This is a genomic window from Cryobacterium sp. PH29-G1 (genome assembly GCF_030063365.1).
In the GTDB taxonomy this organism is placed as follows: domain Bacteria; phylum Actinomycetota; class Actinomycetes; order Actinomycetales; family Microbacteriaceae; genus Cryobacterium.
This window is the reverse complement of the sequence record NZ_JASISY010000001.1, coordinates 1-16,438: the sequence shown is the minus strand read 5'-3', so window position 1 is coordinate 16,438 and position 16,438 is coordinate 1. Positions and strand designations below refer to the sequence as shown.

Genomic DNA, 16,438 nt, shown 5'->3' with positions numbered 1-16,438 from the left:
GATGCCTGCCCCGGCCGGGGCACGCATCCGCTCGCGAAACCCGCGTCAGTACAGCTGACCCACGGAGGCGAGGGCTGCCCGCAGCAGGGTACCGCGGCCGCCTTCCATCTCGGCCGAGACGGCCGAGGACGCGGCCTCGGCCGGCGTCATCCAGGTGATTTCGAGGGCGTCCTGGCGGGGATCGCAGGTGCCGGTGACGGGAACGACGTAGGCGAGTGAGACAGCGTGCTGGCGGTCGTCCGTGTAGGCGGTGATCCCGGGCATCGGAAAGTACTCGGCGACCGTGAACGGTACCGGGCTGGTCGGCAGCTGCGGAAAAGCCATCGGCCCGAGATCTTTTTCCAGGTGACGGAACAGTGCGTCGCGCAGGGTTTCGCCGTAAAGCACCCGGCCGGAGACCAGGGTGCGGGTCATTTCACCGGTCGAGCGGGCGCGTAACAGCACGCCGACCTCCACGACCTGGCCGAGACCGTCGACCCGAACGGGCACGGCCTCAATGTAGAGGATCGGCAGACGCTGGCGGATCTCGGCCAGTTCGACGTCTTTCAGCCAGCCCGGATTCGTGTTCGGGGCTCCGGCGGGGGGCTTCGGCGTCCAGTCCGGGTCTGGGTCAGGGGTTCGCACGCTCATAGTGCCATTCTGTCCTACGCCGACCCCGTGCGCGCACGCTCGCCCCTCCTCGGCACACCAAACTGTGCGAAAGATCGGCCACGGCAATGAAAGTATGGAGTGCGGCGCTCACGCCTCGCACGCCCCGGAAGGAAACCATGACCACCAGCACCACCATCGATAACGCCGCCGTACTCTGGTCGGCGACGGGCGCCGATCAGGTTGACCGCCCGCTGCTCCTCGTTCTGCACGGCTATGGCTCGCACGAGGGCGACCTGTTCTCCCTCGCGCCGCACCTGCCACTGGAACCCGTCATCGCGGCCTTGCGTGCGCCGCTGCCGGTGGGCGATGGCTGGGCTTGGTTTCCCATCAGCGATCCGGGCAACCCAGACGCCGCCTCGGTTGACGCGGCCGTCGCCGCCGTGCTCAGCTGGCTCGACGCCCTGCCCCAGCAGCCCCGTGAGGTAGGCCTGCTCGGATTCTCGCAGGGCGGCGCGATGGCCGTGCAGCTGCTGCGCGCCGCGCCCGGCCGGTTCTGCTTCGCGGTGAACCTGTCCGGTTTCGTCGGCAGTGGCCGGCAGCCGGGCGACACCGCCCTGGCCGAGCACCCGCTGCCCGTGTTCTGGGGCCGCGGCACCGCCGACAACGTGATTCCCACCAGTGCGGTCGAACGCACGCAGGCGTGGCTGCCCGGCCACAGCACACTGACCGAGCGTATCTACGAGGGACTTCCGCACTCGATCTCGCAAGCCGAACTGGGCGACGTGGTCAATTTTCTCAGCGCGCAGTACCGGGAGCCGGCCGGAGAACCGACCGCCTAAGCGCGCTCAGGCCAGCGGATGCCGCGGGTCGGCATCCGCTGCACGCCCACGCCTGGTCGTGCGGCACGACACGTGCGGCACGCTTCGTACTTAGCGGTCGCGCTTGGCCTGCTCCTGAGCGGCCTGTCGTTCGATGTGCGCCTTCTTGGCCGCACGCTGGGCGTCACGGTCTTTCACCGCGATCTGGTCGGCGCGCACGCCGGCCTGGGTGGAACGCTCGAGTACGAGCCACGCCGGCGGCTGCTGCAGCAGGGCGGCGATCTCGGCGGTGGTCAACGGGTCGGTGATCTCACTGCGGGCCAGCCCGGAGATGGAGACGCCGAGCTTGGCGGCGACGACCTGGCGCGGGTGCGGTCCATTGGTACGCAGCAGGGTGAGCCATTCCGGCGGGTTGGCCATGAGCTCGGCGAGCTCGGTACGGCTGACAAACTCGGTCTGAAACTCGGCCGGTGCCGCGTCGAGCAGAATCCCGAGTTTCTGGGCCGCCGTGGCGGGCTTCATGGTCTGGGGCTTCTTCTCGGAACTCATTGTTCAAGCGTATAGCCTGAGAGGGCCCGTGTTTGGGCAAATTGCGCTCTTGGGCGCCCTCAACTACCCGAGAAAGGATGCCGGTGAGCTTTTCGATCGCCTTCGTCGCCGGTGTGACCCCCACCAAGTGGACTCGCATCTGGGGCGACCGCCGCCTCGACGTCCCCCTCACCGTTTTTCGCACCGAGACCGCGGAGCAGGTTGCGGTGCTGCATGACGGTCGCGCCGAAGTCAGCCTGGTGCGTCTGCCCATCGACGAAACCGACCTGAGCGTCATCAACTTGTACAACGAGATTCCCGTCGTCGTCGCGTCGAAAAACCACGCCATCGAGCAGTACGCAACGGTACCGATCGCGGACCTCGCAGCAGAACACCTGCTGCAGGATCCCGACGATGTGCCCGAATGGCGCGACCTCGCCGACGAGGTGCGTGACGGCACCCGCCGGGCCCTACCGCCGATGCGTGACCTCGACGAGACCATGGAGCAGGTCGCCGCTGGCGTCGGCATCATCATCGTGCCGCACTCGATCGCCCGGCTGTACGGCCGCAAGGACGTCATCTCGCGCCCGGTGTCAAACGTCGCCAACACGCAGATCGCCCTGGCCTGGATCACCCGCGAAACCACCGACAATATTGCAGAATTCATCGGCATCGTACGTGGGCGTTCAAAATCGAGTTCCCGCACCGACACCGGCGCGGCCGCAGCGGAGGCCGCGGCCGCCAGTGACACCGCAGCCGAAGCCGACGCGGCACCGGCACGCAGCGACGGCCGCCCCCCGAAACCGCCACGCAAACCCAAGAAGACCGACAAAGCGAAAGCCGCGGCCAAGGCGATCCGGGTGGCGGCGGCCAAGGCTAAACCCGCCGTGCGCAAGAAGACCGAAAGCGCTCCCGGGCGCACCCGGCCGACAAAAAACCCCAACAAGGGAAAAAGCCGCGGCCGCTGATCCCGTGGCGGTGGAGATGATCGAGCTGAACGAGATTTCCGCCGGTTCGACGCTACGGGTTCGTCAGCACCGACAGAATATTGCCCGCCGGATCAGTGAACCAGGCGATGTCGGGGCCGTGACCATCGCCGGCGGCGATGCCCTTGTCGTTCTGCTCGAATCCGTCGTAGCGCAGAAAATCCACGCCGCGTTCCGTGAGCTCGTCAACGGTGGCGTTGAGGTCGCTCACCGCAAAATTGAGAATCGTGTAGGTAGCCGGAACGAAGTCCGGCTTCGGGTAGACGATGACGGTCGCTCCGTCCGGTAGGGCGATGCGCAGCATCCCCATCTCTGTGACCGTAACCTCAAGGCCGAGGGTTTCGGCGTAGAAGGTGCGGGCGGCGTCGAGGTCGGAAACCGCGAATCCACTGAAGCCGGCGACGATGCCGACAGCGTGCTCAGTCTGGTGCTGGGCCATGATGTGACTCCTTTGTCGATGAATCGGAAACGCGATCAGCGGGAGCTAATCGAAGCGAACTTACGGATGCACAGCGGCACGAACACGAGCAGCATCACGGTGATACCGCCCAGTACGGTCAGAATCGGGTTCTGCATGGTCCAGATGTCGGGCACCGGCGCGGTGCCCAGGTTGCCGAACAACTGACGTACGGCCTGCACGAGTGAGGAAACCGGGTTCCACTCGGCAAAGACGCGCAGCACGGTCGGCAGGGTCTCGATCGGCACAAACGCGTTGGAGACGAAGGTCAACGGAAACAGGACAAGGAAGGACGCATTGTTGATGACCTCGGGGCTCTTCACGCTCATACCCAGCAACGCCATGACCCAGCTGAAGGCATAGCCGAAGAGCAGGAGCAGTCCCACTCCGGCCAAAAACTCAAGGGGTGACGAGGTAACCCGCCAGCCCACTGCGAGTCCGGTGGCCATCATGATCACCATCGAAATGGTGTTCAGCACGAGGTCGCCGTTGGTGCGTCCGATCAGAACAGCGGATGCGTTCATCGGCAGGCTCCGAAACCGGTCGATGATGCCCTCTTTCAGGTCGAGCGCCATCGCGGCTCCGGAAAACGTCGCCCCGAACACGACGGTCTGAGCAAAAATGCCGGCCATCAGAAACTGGGTGTAATCGCTGCCCGCGACCGCAATGGCGCCGCCGTAGACCTGACTGAACAGCAGCACGAACATGATGGGCTGGATCACAGCGAACACGAGCATGTCGGGCGAACGCTTGATCTTGATCAAATTGCGTTTGGTCACGGTCCACCCGTCGGAATACCACAGCGACAGTGGATTCCAGGTGGGTAGCGGCGGCAGGGTGCCGATTCGGGACTCTCCCCGCTCGGAGCCCGACGTGATCGTGGTCGGCGCGCTCGTGCTCGGCGCGCTGGTGGTCGGCTCGCTGGTGGTCGGCGCGCTCGTGCTCGGCTCGCTCGGTGCAGCGGCATGCCGGGGCGTCATTTCACTGTCTCCAGATCTGCAGTATCGGTATTCGCCGCGCGCGCCTGCGCTCTCTTGGCCTGCGCGCGTTTAGAGAGCTTGGGCCCGCCGTCCTCGGAGTCATCCGCGGAGTCGTCGGGGACGCCGGCATCGGCTTTGTGGCCGGTGAGCTTGAGGAAGACATCGTCGAGGGTGGGGCGTCGCATGCCCGCATCGTGCAGGTTGATTTGTGCGGCGCGCAGATCGGCGAGCACATTCTGCAGCGCGGAGGGGCCGTCGGTGACGGCAACATCAACTCCGCGACCGTCGGTGGAGACTGAGGGGCTTCCCGAACCGTACCGGGCCAGGATGTCTTGAGCAGCCGGGCTGTCAGCGGCATCGACCAGCGCCACGACCAACCGGTGTCCGCCGATCTGCGCTTTGAGGTGATCGGAGGTACCTTCGGCGATCACCCGGCCATCATCGATGACCACGATGTCATCAGCGAGTTGGTCGGCCTCTTCGAGGTATTGCGTGGTCAAGAGCACGGTCGTGCCGTCGGCGACGAGGCGCTTGATGACGTCCCACAGGGCGATGCGGCTGCGCGGATCCAGCCCCGTGGTCGGCTCATCGAGAAAGAGCACCTTGGGGTTGATGACGAGCGCACCGGCGAGGTCGATGCGGCGCCGCATGCCGCCGGAGAATCCCTTGACCGGCCTATTGCCGGCGGCGGTGAGCTCGAACAGGTCAATGAGTTCTTGCGCCCGTTTGCGGGCCGCCGCACCGCCGAGGTGGTAAAGCCGCCCCACCATCTCGAGGTTTTCGAAACCGGTCAGATTCTCGTCCACAGCGGCGTATTGGCCGGACACCCCGATGATGCGCCGCACCAATTTCGGGTCGCGCACGACGTCGATTCCGTCGATCACGGCGGTACCGGCATCCGGTCGAATCAGCGTTGTGAGCATTTTCACCACCGTGGTCTTGCCGGCGCCGTTGGGGCCGAGGAGGGCTTTGACCGTGCCACGCGGAACCTGCAGGTCGAGACCGGCGAGCGCGTGCACCGGCCCACTCTTGGACTGGTAGGTCTTGGTTAGGCCCTGGGCCTCAATGATCACGGGATTTCCTTGCCGGGTATCGGGGTGGAGCGGTGCGAGTTATGTCGTACTGAGTGCTGGATCGTGGTGCATGCTGTGCCGTGGTGAATGTTGGATCGTGCTGCCTGCTGGGCCGTCGTGCCTGCGTTGCCGTGCCGGCCGGAGCGTGCACAGTCCCGGCAATACAGTGCCAGCAATGCAGTCCCGGCAATACAGTGCCAGCAATGCAGTCCCGGCAATACAGTGCCAGCAATGCAGTCCCGGCAATACAGTCCCAGCAATACAGTGCCAGCGTGGCAGGGCCAGTGTGACAGGCACCTCCGACAGGAGGGTCGGCACGTGGCGCGGCCTCCTGCGTGAGGCCGTCCCGCTGCCTGCCATGGTAGTAACGCTGCGGAACTTCGACAACCGTCAGCTGCGATTTGACCCGGGAATGAGCCAGGTCGCCCCCTCGGTTTATTGCCCGGGCCCGGGCCCGGAAACCGGGCCCACGATAGAACATGGGCCCGGTTGCCTAAGCTGGGCCCCGACGGAGGCAGACCTACTGAGGAAAGCGCGAAACCCTATAGCCGGGCGAGGCGCTCGATGTCCTCCAAGAACTCGGCGGCAACTTCCTCGGAGACGGTGCGGCGAGTCTCGGAGATCGCCGCCACATAGTCGTCGGTGCTCGGGCCGTTGATGGCCGGTCCGTCGCCTGCCCTGTAGAGCGCCTTCTCCAGCGCATGCTGGGATGCCCGATGAGCGGCGTACTCGACGTCGGCCGGGGAGAACCCGTCACTCTTTTCGACCAGAACGGCCAGGTCCACCTGGTCGGCCACGGCTTCCGGAATGTAGCGCTCCCAGATGGCCTGGCGGGCGGCGATATCCGGCAGCCCGATCGGCACCACGTAGTCGAAGCGGCCGTGACGGAGGAAGGCGGAGTCGAGCGCACGAATAAAGTTGGTCGCGCACACCAACAGGCGACCCGGCTGTTCACGAAAGGCCGGAATAATCTTGAGCAGCTCGTTGGTCACGCCCTGCATGGCCGACGGTGGTTCGCCCTGACGCTGGGCAGCAATCTCCTCAACCTCGTCGATGAACACGACCGCGTGTTCGAGCTCGGAAATCTTCAGAAAGGTTTCCCGCAGCGCGCCGGCGAGGCCCTGCGGGTCCGCCGCCAGTCGCGACGGAAAGACCTCGATGAACGACCATTCCAGTCGGGAGGCAATCGCCTTGGCGAAGGTGGTCTTTCCGGTGCCGGGAGGGCCAAAGAGCACAACCGCCTTGGGCGGTGAGACTCCGTACTGCTCAGCCAATTCGGGTTCGGCCAGCGGCATGACGAGCCGGCGTTCGAGCAGCTCCTTTTCGCGCGCCATGCCCCCGACCTTCTGCCACAGATCGCGCGGCAGCACTCGCCCGCCGAGTTCGCCGAGCAGCTTGAGCTCCTCGCGCTGAACGGGAATGTGGCGTTCGAAGTAGCGCAGGTTCTTCTTCACCTCGAACCCTCGGTTGATGAATGCATCGACCTTGGTCTCGGATTCCGGCATGAGCGCCGACAGCTTGGTCATGCCGTGCGGGGCCATCCGTGCTTCGAGCGCGGCGAGCATGGCCGTACCGATCCCCTGGCTCTGCCACTTTTCCGCGGTAGCGAGAAAAACAATCCAGCCCTGCGCGTGAGCGGCTCGGCCGACGGCAGCGCCGACAACCTCGTCGCCATGCACCGCGACTACGGCGTGATCCTTCTGACAGGAGGCCAACACCTCGGAGAGGCCGTAGACCGGCTCGGTGTCTGAGGCCTTGATCTCCTCCCACAAACGCAAAATGCCGTCCAGATCGTCGGAGTGAAAGTCGCGCAGTCGCCAGCCAGTCATTGTGTACCTCACATCATTGTTGTTCTGCCAATCTATTGCACCGGTCAGGCACGAAAAGCGGCGGCGAGGATGCGCGGCAGCCTGCGTGCCGACGGATGGGCGGCGAATTCGGTGAGCAGGCGAGCCGTTGCCGTGCCGCTTCGCGCCGATATGAACCACGGTGGTTTCGGGAGCAGCGCCCAGGTGCCGTGAGCGATCGACCGTGGGAACGGGCGAAAAGGTCCGCGCACCACGGTGCGTTCCACCTCGTCGAGCAGCAGGGCGTTGTGCACCACACCGATACCGCTCTGCACGTTGTCGAGGGTGTGCCCCGGGAAGGCACCCCACGGCGCCGCCGCCGACAGAAAGCCGACGCCGGTCCACGCGTTGATCGCAATGGTTCCGTACTGCAGGCGCGCCACCGCCTGCTCGAATCCCCGCCCGAGCTGCCGAATCGTGCGCGGGAGGGCCAGGATATTCGCTCCGAGCGTGCCGAGAAAATCCCGGTTGACGGTCTCCACTGCGGCATCGAGAAAGGCCTGCCCGGTGCCCGGTATCTCCACCACACCCAGCACGGGTGCGAAGTATTCCGTTGAGAGCATATCTTCCGCCACCGCCGGTGCCGCCACAGTGGATGCCGCAGCAGTGGATGCCGCAGCCAGGGCGAGCAGACTTCCGCCGGCAATCGACCGCGCGGCGGGGTAGGCGGTACGGGCACGGCGCATCCGCTCGTCACTGCCGGGATACCAGGCCGGACGCGCCGGGGCTGCCGCCAGGGCTGCCGCGACCGCCGACACAAACGCGTCCTTCTGCGGCCAGTCGGCGCTGAGCACGAGAACCTGGCCGGCGATGCAGTTGTAACCACCATTGTGCAGCCGCATCGTGGCGACGTGTTCGGCTTGGTACCGCAGGTCTCGCTCGCTCCAACGGCCGGGCAGCACAATGATCGGCGACACACCCCCGAGCTCACTCGTGATCGGCTTGCTCAGGCGCGGTGCATCTGGTGTCGAGCCGCCGAACACGATGGCGTCGTGGGTGGCCGCACTGCCGGTGATGTGGACGTGACCGACGCCGGGATGATGCACGAGATAGTCGCCCACGTCGGCCCCACCGGTGACGATGCGCAGCAGCCCCGCGTCGATGAGCGGCGCGAGCGCCGCCCGATAGACCGGCAGCAGCCCCGTGAAGGTCGGGTTGAGTTTCAAAATGGAGACGCGGTTGTGCGCGACGAGCTCGTAGAGCACATCGAGGGGCGCGATGGAGGAAATATTGCCGGCCCCGAGCACGACGCCGACACCACCGGACCTTGCGGGCGTGAGCTGCCCTAGTCCGGCTCGGGCGCGGGCCCGCGAAGCGGTGACTCCCGGCCGCAGCCACGCCCTGGCGCTGAAGCCGTGCAGCACGAGTGCGTCATAGGCGTTGTGCGGCAGCACGGCCACCGTGACCCGGCCCCCCGGCGCACGCCCGAACCGCCGACCCGCGAGCGGGCTCTGCCCCGCAGCGAGCGTTCGAACGGTTTGGCCCAGAGCGGTCAACGTGGTGAGCACACCGTAGGGTCCGGTCAGCCACTCTTCGCCGATCAGCGGTGAAGAGGGTTCGAGGCCCTTCGCGCGTGCCGCCGCGGCCACCCACCCCTCGGCTTCGGCCGCAACGGATGTCTGGGTGCGCGCCAGCAGGTCGGCGCGCGCCGCGCGAGGGGTCGCCGCCCAGTGCTCGCTTCCGGCGCCGAGTTCAGCGATCGCGCTGTCCAGCGCCACGCGGTCGATTCCGGCCGGGTCAAGGTCAGCAGGGTTCACTGTTGTGCGCATCGATCTCCCGTGATTGCCGCCCAGCCTAGTGCGCCCGTGGCTGCCCGCGGTCGAGACCGGCGGCATCCACGGAACGAGTTAGTGCGCGGCGACCGGGCAGTGCAGCTGGGTGCGCTCCCCGGTGCGGTCGATGTCGTGCTGGTCCATCGGCTGGGCGCAGACCGGGCAGGCGCGCACGGGAGCCGGCGCGGGGGGCAGCAGGTCCGACCCGCTCGGGCCAACGGGTGGCGGCCCGAGGATGGGAAGCAGCCGACCATTGAGCCAGGCCGTCAGGGCGCCGGGCCTTCTGTTGCGCGGGTGGGATTCCTTGCCGTGTGTCATAACTGTTAGTGTACTAAGTAATAGCACCAAGGACAACCGGCCGGAACGGAACACCCCATGACATCGTCAACGCTCGAGAACCCCCTCGCTCTCGATAATCAGGTCTGCTTTGCCCTGGCGATCGCATCGCGCAATGTCATTGGCCTGTATCGGCCCATTCTGGAGCCGCTCGGTCTGACCCACCCGCAGTACCTGGTGATGCTCGCCCTCTGGGACGAGAGTCCGCGCACGCTCAAGGGCCTGAGCCAGACCCTGTGCCTTGAGCCGGCCACCCTCTCCCCCCTGCTCAAACGGCTGGAGGCGACGGGATATGTGCGCCGTCAACGCCGCCCGGCCGACGAACGCACCCTCGATGTCACGCTGACCGAGCGCGGCCTGGCCCTGCGCGCGGTGGCCGAGACCATTCCGCCACGGGTCGTCGCCGCTCTGAATATTCCCCTCGATGACCTGGCCACCCTGCGCAACGCGCTCCACCGGGTCATCGCCGCCACTAGCACGCCATAGTCAAGGCCACTCGGTGTACGGTCTCAGACACAGACCAAACAATCGAAATCGCACGTCGGCAGCTGCGCGTCGCACCTTCCGGCGAGACTTGGAGATCATCATGGCAACGTATGACGTGGCACATCGCTCAGCAATCGTGACCGGAGCCGGGTCTGGCATCGGGCGGGCCGTCGCCCTGGAGCTGGCCGCGAACGGGGCATCCGTTGTCGTCGCCGACATCAATGCCGGGCCAGCGGATGCCGTCGTGGCCGAGATCATCGCCGCCGGCGGGATCGCCATCTCGTTCGTCGGAGACTCCAGCGATCCGGCCATCGCCGAGGGCGCCATCGCGGTTGCCAACGCGCTCGCTCCGCTCAAGATCGCCGTGAACAATGCCGGCATCGGCGGAGAAGCCGCACTCATTGGCGATTACTCGCTCGAAAGCTGGCGTCAGGTGATTGAAATCAACCTCAACGCTGTGTTCTACGGCCTCAAATTTCAGCTACCGGCCATCGCGGCCAACGGTGGCGGCGCGATCGTCAACATGGCATCGATCCTCGGCTCCGTCGGATTTCCCCAGTCATCGGCCTATGTCGCGGCCAAGCACGGGCTGCTCGGACTCACCAAGAACGCAGCCCTCGAGTATGGCGCCCAGAACGTGCGCACCAACGCTGTCGGCCCCGGCTTCATCCACACCCCCCTGGTCGATTCCAATGTGGATGACGACACCCAGGCCTTCCTCGCCACCAAACACGCGCTCGGTCGCCTCGGCGAGCCCGACGAGGTCGCCGCACTCGTGGCTTTCCTCGTCTCCGACGCCGCCTCCTTCATTAGCGGCAGCTACCATCTCGTCGATGGCGGTTACACCGCTCAGTAGCACGCGGGCGAACGCCAAGACGCCCCGCTCTTCCGGAATCGCCGCGTGAACGGCAGCTCCGGAAGAACGGGGCGTTCTCAGTGATGGAGTGAGTGTCAGGCGATCGCGTCCGCGACGGTGAGCAATTCGGCGTGGAACGCCCAGGCGACGTGCGGGTTGGTGATGCGACCGTCGTGGGTGTTGAGGCCCTTGGCGAGAGCGGCGTCTTCGGCGATGGCCTTCTTCCACCCCTTTTGAGCCAGCGCGACGACGTAGGGCAACGTCGCGTTGGTCAGTGCGCGGGTCGACGTGGCCGGCACGGCGCCCGGCATGTTGGCGACGCAGTAGTAGACGCTGTCGTGCACGGCAAAGGTGGGGTTGTCGTGTGTTGTCGCGTGCGAGCCCTCGAAGCAGCCGCCCTGGTCGATGGCGATGTCCACGAGCACGGAGCCCGGCTTCATCGAGGCGACCATGGCGTCGGTGACGAGCTTGGGTGCCTGCGCTCCCGGGATGAGCACGGAGCCGATCACGAGATCGGCTTCCCGTACCTGCTCGGCGATCTCATACTGGGTCGACGCGCGCGTCTGGATCTCGCCGTTGAAGCGAGCTTCGAGCTGGCGCAGGCGAGCCAGCGATAGGTCGATGATGGTCACGTCGGCGCCCATACCGAGCGCGTTGGCCGCGGCGTGCTCGCCGGCGACGCCACCGCCGATCACGACGACCTTGGCCTTGGGCGTTCCCGGCACTCCCCCGAGCAGAATTCCACTGCCACCGTTGGCGCTCAACAGGTGGTACGCGCCGACCTGAACCGAGAGTCGACCGGCGACCTCGCTCATCGGCGAGAGCAGCGGCAGGCTGCGGTCATCCAGTTGCACGGTTTCATAGGCGATGGCGGTCGTGCCCGACGCCAGCAGCGCGTCGGTGCACTCAGCGGATGCCGCCAAGTGCAGGTAGGTGAACAGCACCTGGCCCTGGCGCATCAGCGGGTACTCGCTGGCGATGGGCTCCTTCACCTTAAGGAGTAGTTCGGCCGCGGCCCACACTTCGGCAGCGGTGGCGACAATGGATGCCCCGGCCAGGCGAAAAGCATCATCCGTGATGCTCGAACCGAGTCCAGCCCCCTTTTCGATGATGACCTCGTGACCTCGGCGCGTGAGCTCATTCACGCCGGCCGGGGTGATCGCGACGCGGTTCTCGTTGTTCTTGATCTCTGTGGGAATGCCAACCAACATAAGTGCTCCGTCTCGGTTGTTGCTGCCGAACGACTCGGCTTTTGATAGACGTAAGACTGCTATTGATTCGTTTCCGCTAGGTAAAATCCGTAGAATCTGCCAGACTTGGGGAAAATTCCACAAAATATGCGGCCGGCTGGAGATGCGCAATGGCAGAAGCGAAGAGGATTCGGGTTGTTGAGACTCTCGACGAGGTCGACCGCATTTTGGTCGCTGCCCTGCAGGCAGATTCCCGCACCACGAACAGCAGACTGGCCAGCGCGGCTGGAATCGCCGAGTCCACCTGCGTTGCCCGCGTGCGCTCGCTGGTCAATCGGAAAATCATCACGGGGTTCACGGCCATGGTCGACCCGAAATCGATCGGGCTCGGCTTGCAGGCACTGATCAGCGTGAGCATTCGCGCGGGAGCCCGCACCCACATTCCGGCTTTTCGTGATTCGATCCGGGTGATGCCGCGGGTGGTACAACTGTTCTTTCTGGGCGGATCTGAGGACTTCATCATTCAGCTCTCGGCCCGCGACACCGACGACGTGCGCGATTTCGTACTCGAAAACCTCTCGGCCAATCCCGCCGTCGCCTCTACCCGAACGAGCATGGTGTTCGAGCACTTCTACAACGGAGTCGCCCCCGAGTAGATCCGGAGCAGATCCGGTGCACCGCTACTCGCGCCAGTACCCGGCCTTGCCCAGCAGCTGAACCTCTCGATTTGCGTCGGCTGGCACGGGCACCTCGGGTGGAAACACACCGAAACCCCGCCACATCTCGATGTCGGGCGCGATCTGCTCCCAGAGGTTCTCCACCAGCTCGTCGGGCAGCGAGTAGTCGAGGCCGATGTGGTGCGCAATACTCCAGGCTTGGAAGGCACGGTACAGGGCGGTGTGCTGCAGAGCTTCGCCCAGCGAGTAGTCCCCATAGCTGAGGTGCACGACCTTATTCGGGTCGAGGTCGCCGGTGACGACCTTCGTCGTCGCCTCGTTGATGCGGTCGTAATTGCCGATCGGATCCTCGCCGAGCAGATCTCCCTTGTAGGCGTCCCCCACCTCGTCAATGGTGCGCCCCGCGAGCACCGCGGGGAGCCAGGCTTCGTCCTCGGCGTGGTCGGCGAGGATGTCGCGCAGGGTCGGGTTCGCCTTCTGCGACCACTCGGCGGGGGCCCGCTGGTCCAGCTGCTCCGGAGTGATCTGGTCAATGACGGAGCGCAACGCAGCATCCGCTTGTAGGAACATCTCTCTCTGCTTCATCTGGGGAAAATTAGCACGCCTTTCGGCGATCGGATACACCCTGAGCCGAGGCCGGCCGCGCGGTGCGCACGCCGGGCTCCAGAACGCAGTATATTTTCACCGCCGGGGATCGCCGTTGCCCTACCGATTCGCGACCCCCGGCTTCATTCGAGCCGAGCAGGAGACTCCCATGACGAACAAAGGCCAGAGCCAGAAACGTACCGACGCCCCGGAACCGGATGCCGACCGCAAGCCCGATACCCCCGCCGATGTGACCAAGACCTCGTGGAAGTACGTCTTCAAACGCACTCTGGGAGAATTCGGCACCGACCAGTGCACCGACATTGCGGCCTCGCTCACGTACTATGCCGTCTTGTCGCTCTTTCCGGCGCTCATCGCTCTGGTGTCACTGCTCGGGGTGTTCGGGCAGGGTAAGCAGTCCGCCGACACGTTGCTGAACATCCTCGCCGCGGTTGCCCCGGGCGACGCCCTCGATGTCATTCGCGGGCCGATCGAACAGTTCAGCACATCGCCGTCGGCGGGATTCGCGCTGGTGGCCGGTATCGCCGTGGCGATCTGGTCGGCATCGGGGTATGTCGGTGCGTTCAGCCGGGCCATGAACCGCATCTACGAAATCGACGAAGGCCGGTCGTTTCTCAAGCTCAAACCCACGCAGCTGTTGGTGACCGTTATCGGCATCGTGCTGCTCCTCCTCGTCGTGCTCATCCTGGCGATTTCCGGACCGATAGCGGATGCCGTCGGCGCCGCCCTCGGCCTCGGCCAGACCGTGCAGGTGGTCTGGTCCATAGCCAAGTGGCCGGTCCTCGCGGCAGCGGTCGTGCTGTTGATTGCGGTGCTGTACTACTTCACACCCAATGTGCGGCAGCCGAAGTTTCGCTGGTTGAGCCTCGGGGCGCTGCTCGCCCTCGTGGTCATGGTCGTGGCGTCCCTCGGGTTCGGCTTTTACGTCACGACCTTTTCCAACTATGCCAAAACCTACGGCTCGCTGGCCGGCATTGTGATCTTTCTGCTCTGGCTCTGGCTGACAAACCTCGCGTTGCTGTTCGGTGCCGAATTCGACGCTGAGCTCGAACGCGGCCGCCAGCTGCAGGCCGGCATCGCCGCCGAGAAAAACATCCAGCTGCCACCACGGGGCACCAAGAAGAGCCAGAAGGCCGCGCTGAAGGAGATGCAGACCGTCGCCGACGGCCGGCGCATCCGCAAGGCGAACATGCGCAAGTAGAGAGGTAATGCTGACGGCTGACGGTTAGCTTCCAGCGACGATTTAGTTTCGATAATCGTCGCGCGGGCGCTCCGGAGTCGGAACGCCCCCGTCTCGTTGACCTGGCTCGCCTGCGAGGTTGTTTCCCTTCCGTTGGTCGAGCCTGTCGAGACCATCGTGCAGTCGCCCGCCGGTAGCTGTCGTGCCAGTCGCGGGAGGGTGCGGACTCTCAATGAGTGGGGGCGTCGGGACGGGCGTCAGGTTCTGGGTCAGGAGGGGGTTCTTGCCGGGCAGTTCGATCGGTGTTTGTTGGGGATCGATGTCGGCCGGGGGTTGCAGCCAGTATTGGTCGTTGTGGAGGAGTGTTTTCCAGCCGCGGTTGTGGAGCAGTAGGTGGTGTGGGGTGCAGAGCAGGATGGCTTGGTCGATGTTGGTGAGGCCGTTGGCGGCGAGCCAGTTTTCGATGTGGTGGGCTTCGCTCCAGGATGGTGGTTGTTCGCAGCCGGGCCAGCGGCATCCGCCGTCGCGCACGGCGAGGGCTTGGCGTTGCTCTGGGGTGAAGAGGCGTTGGTCGCGTCCGACGTTGAGGGGCTGTCCGGTTTGGTCGAACAGGATGCCGAGGTAGCCGGAGTCACAGAGGTGTCGATCGATCGTCTCGGCCGATACCGGTGCCGGATTGCCCTCGAGGTAGCCGAACGCCCTCGACCCGGTGGCGGCTGTGGCGGCTGGCGGGCTCCCGGTGGGAGCAGCCGCGCGAGGAGCCGCGCCAGGAGCAGGCCCGCTGGGGGTAGCCGCGGTCGGAGTAGCCGCGGTCGGAGCAGCTGCGGTCGGGGCGGGGATTGTGGTGGGGCGGTTGTGTTCGGTGACGATGACGCGCACGACCGGGCGGCGGCCACCGAAGAGGGTGTTGGGGTCGGCGTCGGCGCCGAGTTTGAGTAGTTGGGTGAAGGAGTCCGCGGCGATCTGGGCGAGGGTGCGGGGGTCGTCTTTCACGCTCTGCGCCCACGCGGCTCGTTCCGGGTCGACGAACCGCACCCCGCCGCGCCGCGGACTGGTCAGCGCGTCATAGGTCGCGATCCATAGTTCGCCCTGCTCCGGCGGCAGCAGCGCGTGCAGGGTGACCATGCCGTCCGCGCGCCGCCAGAGCGACCAGGTGGTGTCGTCGCGGGCCTGCTTCTCCCGCGCCAGAATACCCGCCGCGTCCAGTTCGTCACGCAGGCGGCGGGCCCGTTTGAACGCTTGCTCGGTGTTCAGGCCCGGCGCCTCGACCAGCAACAGCCGCAGGGCGGCGGCGAGTTTCTCGGCCGTGATCGCCTGGTCGAGGGTGCCGAGGCCGCGCAGCAGGGCATCGCCGACACCGGGCGAAAAAATGCCCGCGGTGATCGCGTGCATAATCGGCGCCTGCCACGGCACCACCACCACCGGCACCAGCGGCAGCGGTGGCAGCGGAGGCACCAGCGGTGGTACCAGTGGCACCAGCACGACCGGTGCGATCGGAACCGTTGCGATGACCGGCCCAGGCCGGGGCGGGGCGTCAGGGAGCGGCAGATCGGGGTGCAGTTCGGCCCACGCGGCGGCTCGATCGGCCTCCCGCGCCTCCCACTGGGCCGCTTCCCACTCCGCCGCACGCTGCGCATCGACCGCAGCCTCGACCGCAGCTTCGACCGCCGCAGCAGCCGCATCCGCCGCCGCAGCTTCGGCGGCGGCCTGCGCCACCCGCGCGGCTTCCCGTGCGGCAGCGGCTTCCCGCGCGGCGGCAGCCTCCCGCTCCGCCGTCTCCGTGTCGCTCATCAGCACCCCGACAGCAACCAGCCGGCCGGCCTCGACCCGACTCAAACCGGTGGCCTGCTGCACCATCAACGTCGGGTTGCTGAACCCGTTCCGGGCCGCCAACCCGGCCTGACCCAGCTCCGGCCGGGACCGCTGCGCAATCGTGCCCGCCAACAACGCCGCCACCGTATTGCTCAACCGCAACAGATCAGCAATCGGACCGCGCGCCGTAAGCACCTGCGCATCAGACAGCCCGGCGAACTCGGCACTGGACCCACCGAGCGC

General features: G+C 66.0%; 17 protein-coding genes. 6 read left to right on the top strand and 11 right to left on the bottom strand.

Going from position 1 to position 16,438, the window contains the following annotated elements:
* Positions 1 to 45: 45 nt before the first annotated feature.
* Entirely contained in the window at positions 46 to 630 is a 585-nt protein-coding gene (locus tag QMK22_RS00085) for an NUDIX hydrolase family protein (RefSeq protein ID WP_283495603.1), read from the bottom strand.
* Positions 631 to 767: 137 nt separating this feature from the next.
* Here QMK22_RS00085 and QMK22_RS00080 point away from each other — a divergent pair, with 137 nt between their 5' ends.
* A complete protein-coding gene (locus tag QMK22_RS00080; protein WP_283495602.1) occupies positions 768 to 1,430 on the top strand; it encodes an alpha/beta hydrolase in 663 nt (220 codons plus the stop codon).
* A 90-nt stretch (positions 1,431 to 1,520) separates the two neighbouring features.
* On the opposite strand, the gene QMK22_RS00075 is transcribed toward QMK22_RS00080, so the two are convergent.
* Positions 1,521 to 1,958 (bottom strand): DUF5997 family protein, encoded by a 438-nt coding sequence (locus QMK22_RS00075; protein ID WP_283495601.1) that lies wholly within the window; start codon positions 1,956 to 1,958, stop codon positions 1,521 to 1,523.
* Positions 1,959 to 2,041: 83 nt separating this feature from the next.
* Here QMK22_RS00075 and QMK22_RS00070 point away from each other — a divergent pair, with 83 nt between their 5' ends.
* Positions 2,042 to 2,905: a LysR substrate-binding domain-containing protein gene (locus tag QMK22_RS00070; RefSeq protein WP_283495600.1), complete on the top strand. Its 864-nt coding sequence runs from the start codon at positions 2,042 to 2,044 to the stop codon at positions 2,903 to 2,905.
* 52 nt (positions 2,906 to 2,957) lie between these two features.
* Here QMK22_RS00070 and QMK22_RS00065 read toward each other — a convergent pair whose 3' ends face one another.
* The 6 genes from QMK22_RS00065 to QMK22_RS00040 form a co-directional block, all read right to left on the bottom strand.
* Positions 2,958 to 3,362 carry a VOC family protein gene (locus QMK22_RS00065; RefSeq protein ID WP_283495599.1) on the bottom strand — a complete coding sequence of 135 codons (405 nt, stop codon included), beginning with the start codon at positions 3,360 to 3,362 and terminating at the stop codon, positions 2,958 to 2,960.
* Between the two features lie 35 nt (positions 3,363 to 3,397).
* Entirely contained in the window at positions 3,398 to 4,360 is a 963-nt protein-coding gene (locus QMK22_RS00060; RefSeq protein WP_283495598.1) for an ABC transporter permease, read from the bottom strand.
* The gene (locus QMK22_RS00055; RefSeq protein WP_283495597.1) at positions 4,357 to 5,433 is read right to left on the bottom strand and encodes an ATP-binding cassette domain-containing protein; all 1,077 of its coding nucleotides are present in this window, start codon (positions 5,431 to 5,433) and stop codon (positions 4,357 to 4,359) included. Before QMK22_RS00055 ends, QMK22_RS00060 begins: the two co-directional genes overlap by 4 nt.
* Before the next feature lie 542 nt (positions 5,434 to 5,975).
* Positions 5,976 to 7,262, bottom strand: a complete 1,287-nt coding sequence (locus QMK22_RS00050; RefSeq protein WP_283495596.1) for an ATP-binding protein — start codon at positions 7,260 to 7,262, stop codon at positions 5,976 to 5,978.
* 44 nt (positions 7,263 to 7,306) lie between these two features.
* Positions 7,307 to 9,049 (bottom strand): aldehyde dehydrogenase family protein, encoded by a 1,743-nt coding sequence (locus QMK22_RS00045; protein WP_283495595.1) that lies wholly within the window; start codon positions 9,047 to 9,049, stop codon positions 7,307 to 7,309.
* 78 nt (positions 9,050 to 9,127) lie between these two features.
* Positions 9,128 to 9,370, bottom strand: coding sequence for a hypothetical protein (locus QMK22_RS00040; RefSeq protein WP_283495594.1), 243 nt, complete (start codon positions 9,368 to 9,370; stop codon positions 9,128 to 9,130).
* Positions 9,371 to 9,427: 57 nt separating this feature from the next.
* Between QMK22_RS00040 and QMK22_RS00035 the strand changes: the two genes are divergently transcribed.
* Both QMK22_RS00035 and QMK22_RS00030 read left to right on the top strand, forming a co-directional pair.
* Positions 9,428 to 9,874 (top strand): MarR family winged helix-turn-helix transcriptional regulator, encoded by a 447-nt coding sequence (locus QMK22_RS00035; RefSeq protein WP_283495593.1) that lies wholly within the window; start codon positions 9,428 to 9,430, stop codon positions 9,872 to 9,874.
* A 100-nt stretch (positions 9,875 to 9,974) separates the two neighbouring features.
* Entirely contained in the window at positions 9,975 to 10,730 is a 756-nt protein-coding gene (locus tag QMK22_RS00030) for an SDR family NAD(P)-dependent oxidoreductase (RefSeq protein WP_283495592.1), read from the top strand.
* 95 nt (positions 10,731 to 10,825) lie between these two features.
* On the opposite strand, the gene ald is transcribed toward QMK22_RS00030, so the two are convergent.
* On the bottom strand, positions 10,826 to 11,941 hold the full coding sequence (gene ald, locus QMK22_RS00025) for an alanine dehydrogenase (RefSeq protein ID WP_283495591.1): 1,116 nt from the start codon (positions 11,939 to 11,941) through the stop codon (positions 10,826 to 10,828).
* Positions 11,942 to 12,090: 149 nt separating this feature from the next.
* Here ald and QMK22_RS00020 point away from each other — a divergent pair, with 149 nt between their 5' ends.
* On the top strand, positions 12,091 to 12,576 hold the full coding sequence (locus QMK22_RS00020) for an Lrp/AsnC family transcriptional regulator (RefSeq protein WP_283495590.1): 486 nt from the start codon (positions 12,091 to 12,093) through the stop codon (positions 12,574 to 12,576).
* Positions 12,577 to 12,600: 24 nt separating this feature from the next.
* Here the strand turns inward: QMK22_RS00020 and QMK22_RS00015 are convergent, their stop codons facing one another.
* Complete coding sequence (locus QMK22_RS00015; RefSeq protein ID WP_283495589.1) at positions 12,601 to 13,182, bottom strand: DinB family protein; 582 nt, start codon at positions 13,180 to 13,182, stop codon at positions 12,601 to 12,603.
* A 169-nt stretch (positions 13,183 to 13,351) separates the two neighbouring features.
* On the opposite strand from QMK22_RS00015, the gene QMK22_RS00010 reads away from it, so the two are divergent.
* A complete protein-coding gene (locus QMK22_RS00010; RefSeq protein WP_283495588.1) occupies positions 13,352 to 14,404 on the top strand; it encodes a YihY/virulence factor BrkB family protein in 1,053 nt (350 codons plus the stop codon).
* 42 nt (positions 14,405 to 14,446) lie between these two features.
* Here the strand turns inward: QMK22_RS00010 and QMK22_RS00005 are convergent.
* The coding region (locus tag QMK22_RS00005) for an HNH endonuclease signature motif containing protein (protein ID WP_283495587.1) at positions 14,447 to 16,438 on the bottom strand (1,992 nt) is incomplete at its 5' end.

Excerpts from the sequence above, each read along its gene's own strand:
- QMK22_RS00085 (WP_283495603.1), bottom strand. The coding sequence starts at position 630 with ATGAGCGTGCGAACCCCTGACCCAGACCCGGACTGGACGCCGAAGCCC.
- QMK22_RS00080 (WP_283495602.1), top strand. The coding sequence starts at position 768 with ATGACCACCAGCACCACCATCGATAACGCCGCCGTACTCTGGTCGGCG.
- QMK22_RS00075 (WP_283495601.1), bottom strand. The coding sequence starts at position 1,958 with ATGAGTTCCGAGAAGAAGCCCCAGACCATGAAGCCCGCCACGGCGGCC.
- QMK22_RS00065 (WP_283495599.1), bottom strand. The coding sequence starts at position 3,362 with ATGGCCCAGCACCAGACTGAGCACGCTGTCGGCATCGTCGCCGGCTTC.
- QMK22_RS00060 (WP_283495598.1), bottom strand. The coding sequence starts at position 4,360 with ATGACGCCCCGGCATGCCGCTGCACCGAGCGAGCCGAGCACGAGCGCG.
- QMK22_RS00050 (WP_283495596.1), bottom strand. The coding sequence starts at position 7,262 with ATGACTGGCTGGCGACTGCGCGACTTTCACTCCGACGATCTGGACGGC.
- QMK22_RS00045 (WP_283495595.1), bottom strand. The coding sequence starts at position 9,049 with ATGCGCACAACAGTGAACCCTGCTGACCTTGACCCGGCCGGAATCGAC.
- QMK22_RS00040 (WP_283495594.1), bottom strand. The coding sequence starts at position 9,370 with ATGACACACGGCAAGGAATCCCACCCGCGCAACAGAAGGCCCGGCGCC.
- QMK22_RS00035 (WP_283495593.1), top strand. The coding sequence starts at position 9,428 with ATGACATCGTCAACGCTCGAGAACCCCCTCGCTCTCGATAATCAGGTC.
- QMK22_RS00030 (WP_283495592.1), top strand. The coding sequence starts at position 9,975 with ATGGCAACGTATGACGTGGCACATCGCTCAGCAATCGTGACCGGAGCC.
- ald (WP_283495591.1), bottom strand. The coding sequence starts at position 11,941 with ATGTTGGTTGGCATTCCCACAGAGATCAAGAACAACGAGAACCGCGTC.
- QMK22_RS00020 (WP_283495590.1), top strand. The coding sequence starts at position 12,091 with ATGGCAGAAGCGAAGAGGATTCGGGTTGTTGAGACTCTCGACGAGGTC.
- QMK22_RS00015 (WP_283495589.1), bottom strand. The coding sequence starts at position 13,182 with ATGAAGCAGAGAGAGATGTTCCTACAAGCGGATGCTGCGTTGCGCTCC.
- QMK22_RS00010 (WP_283495588.1), top strand. The coding sequence starts at position 13,352 with ATGACGAACAAAGGCCAGAGCCAGAAACGTACCGACGCCCCGGAACCG.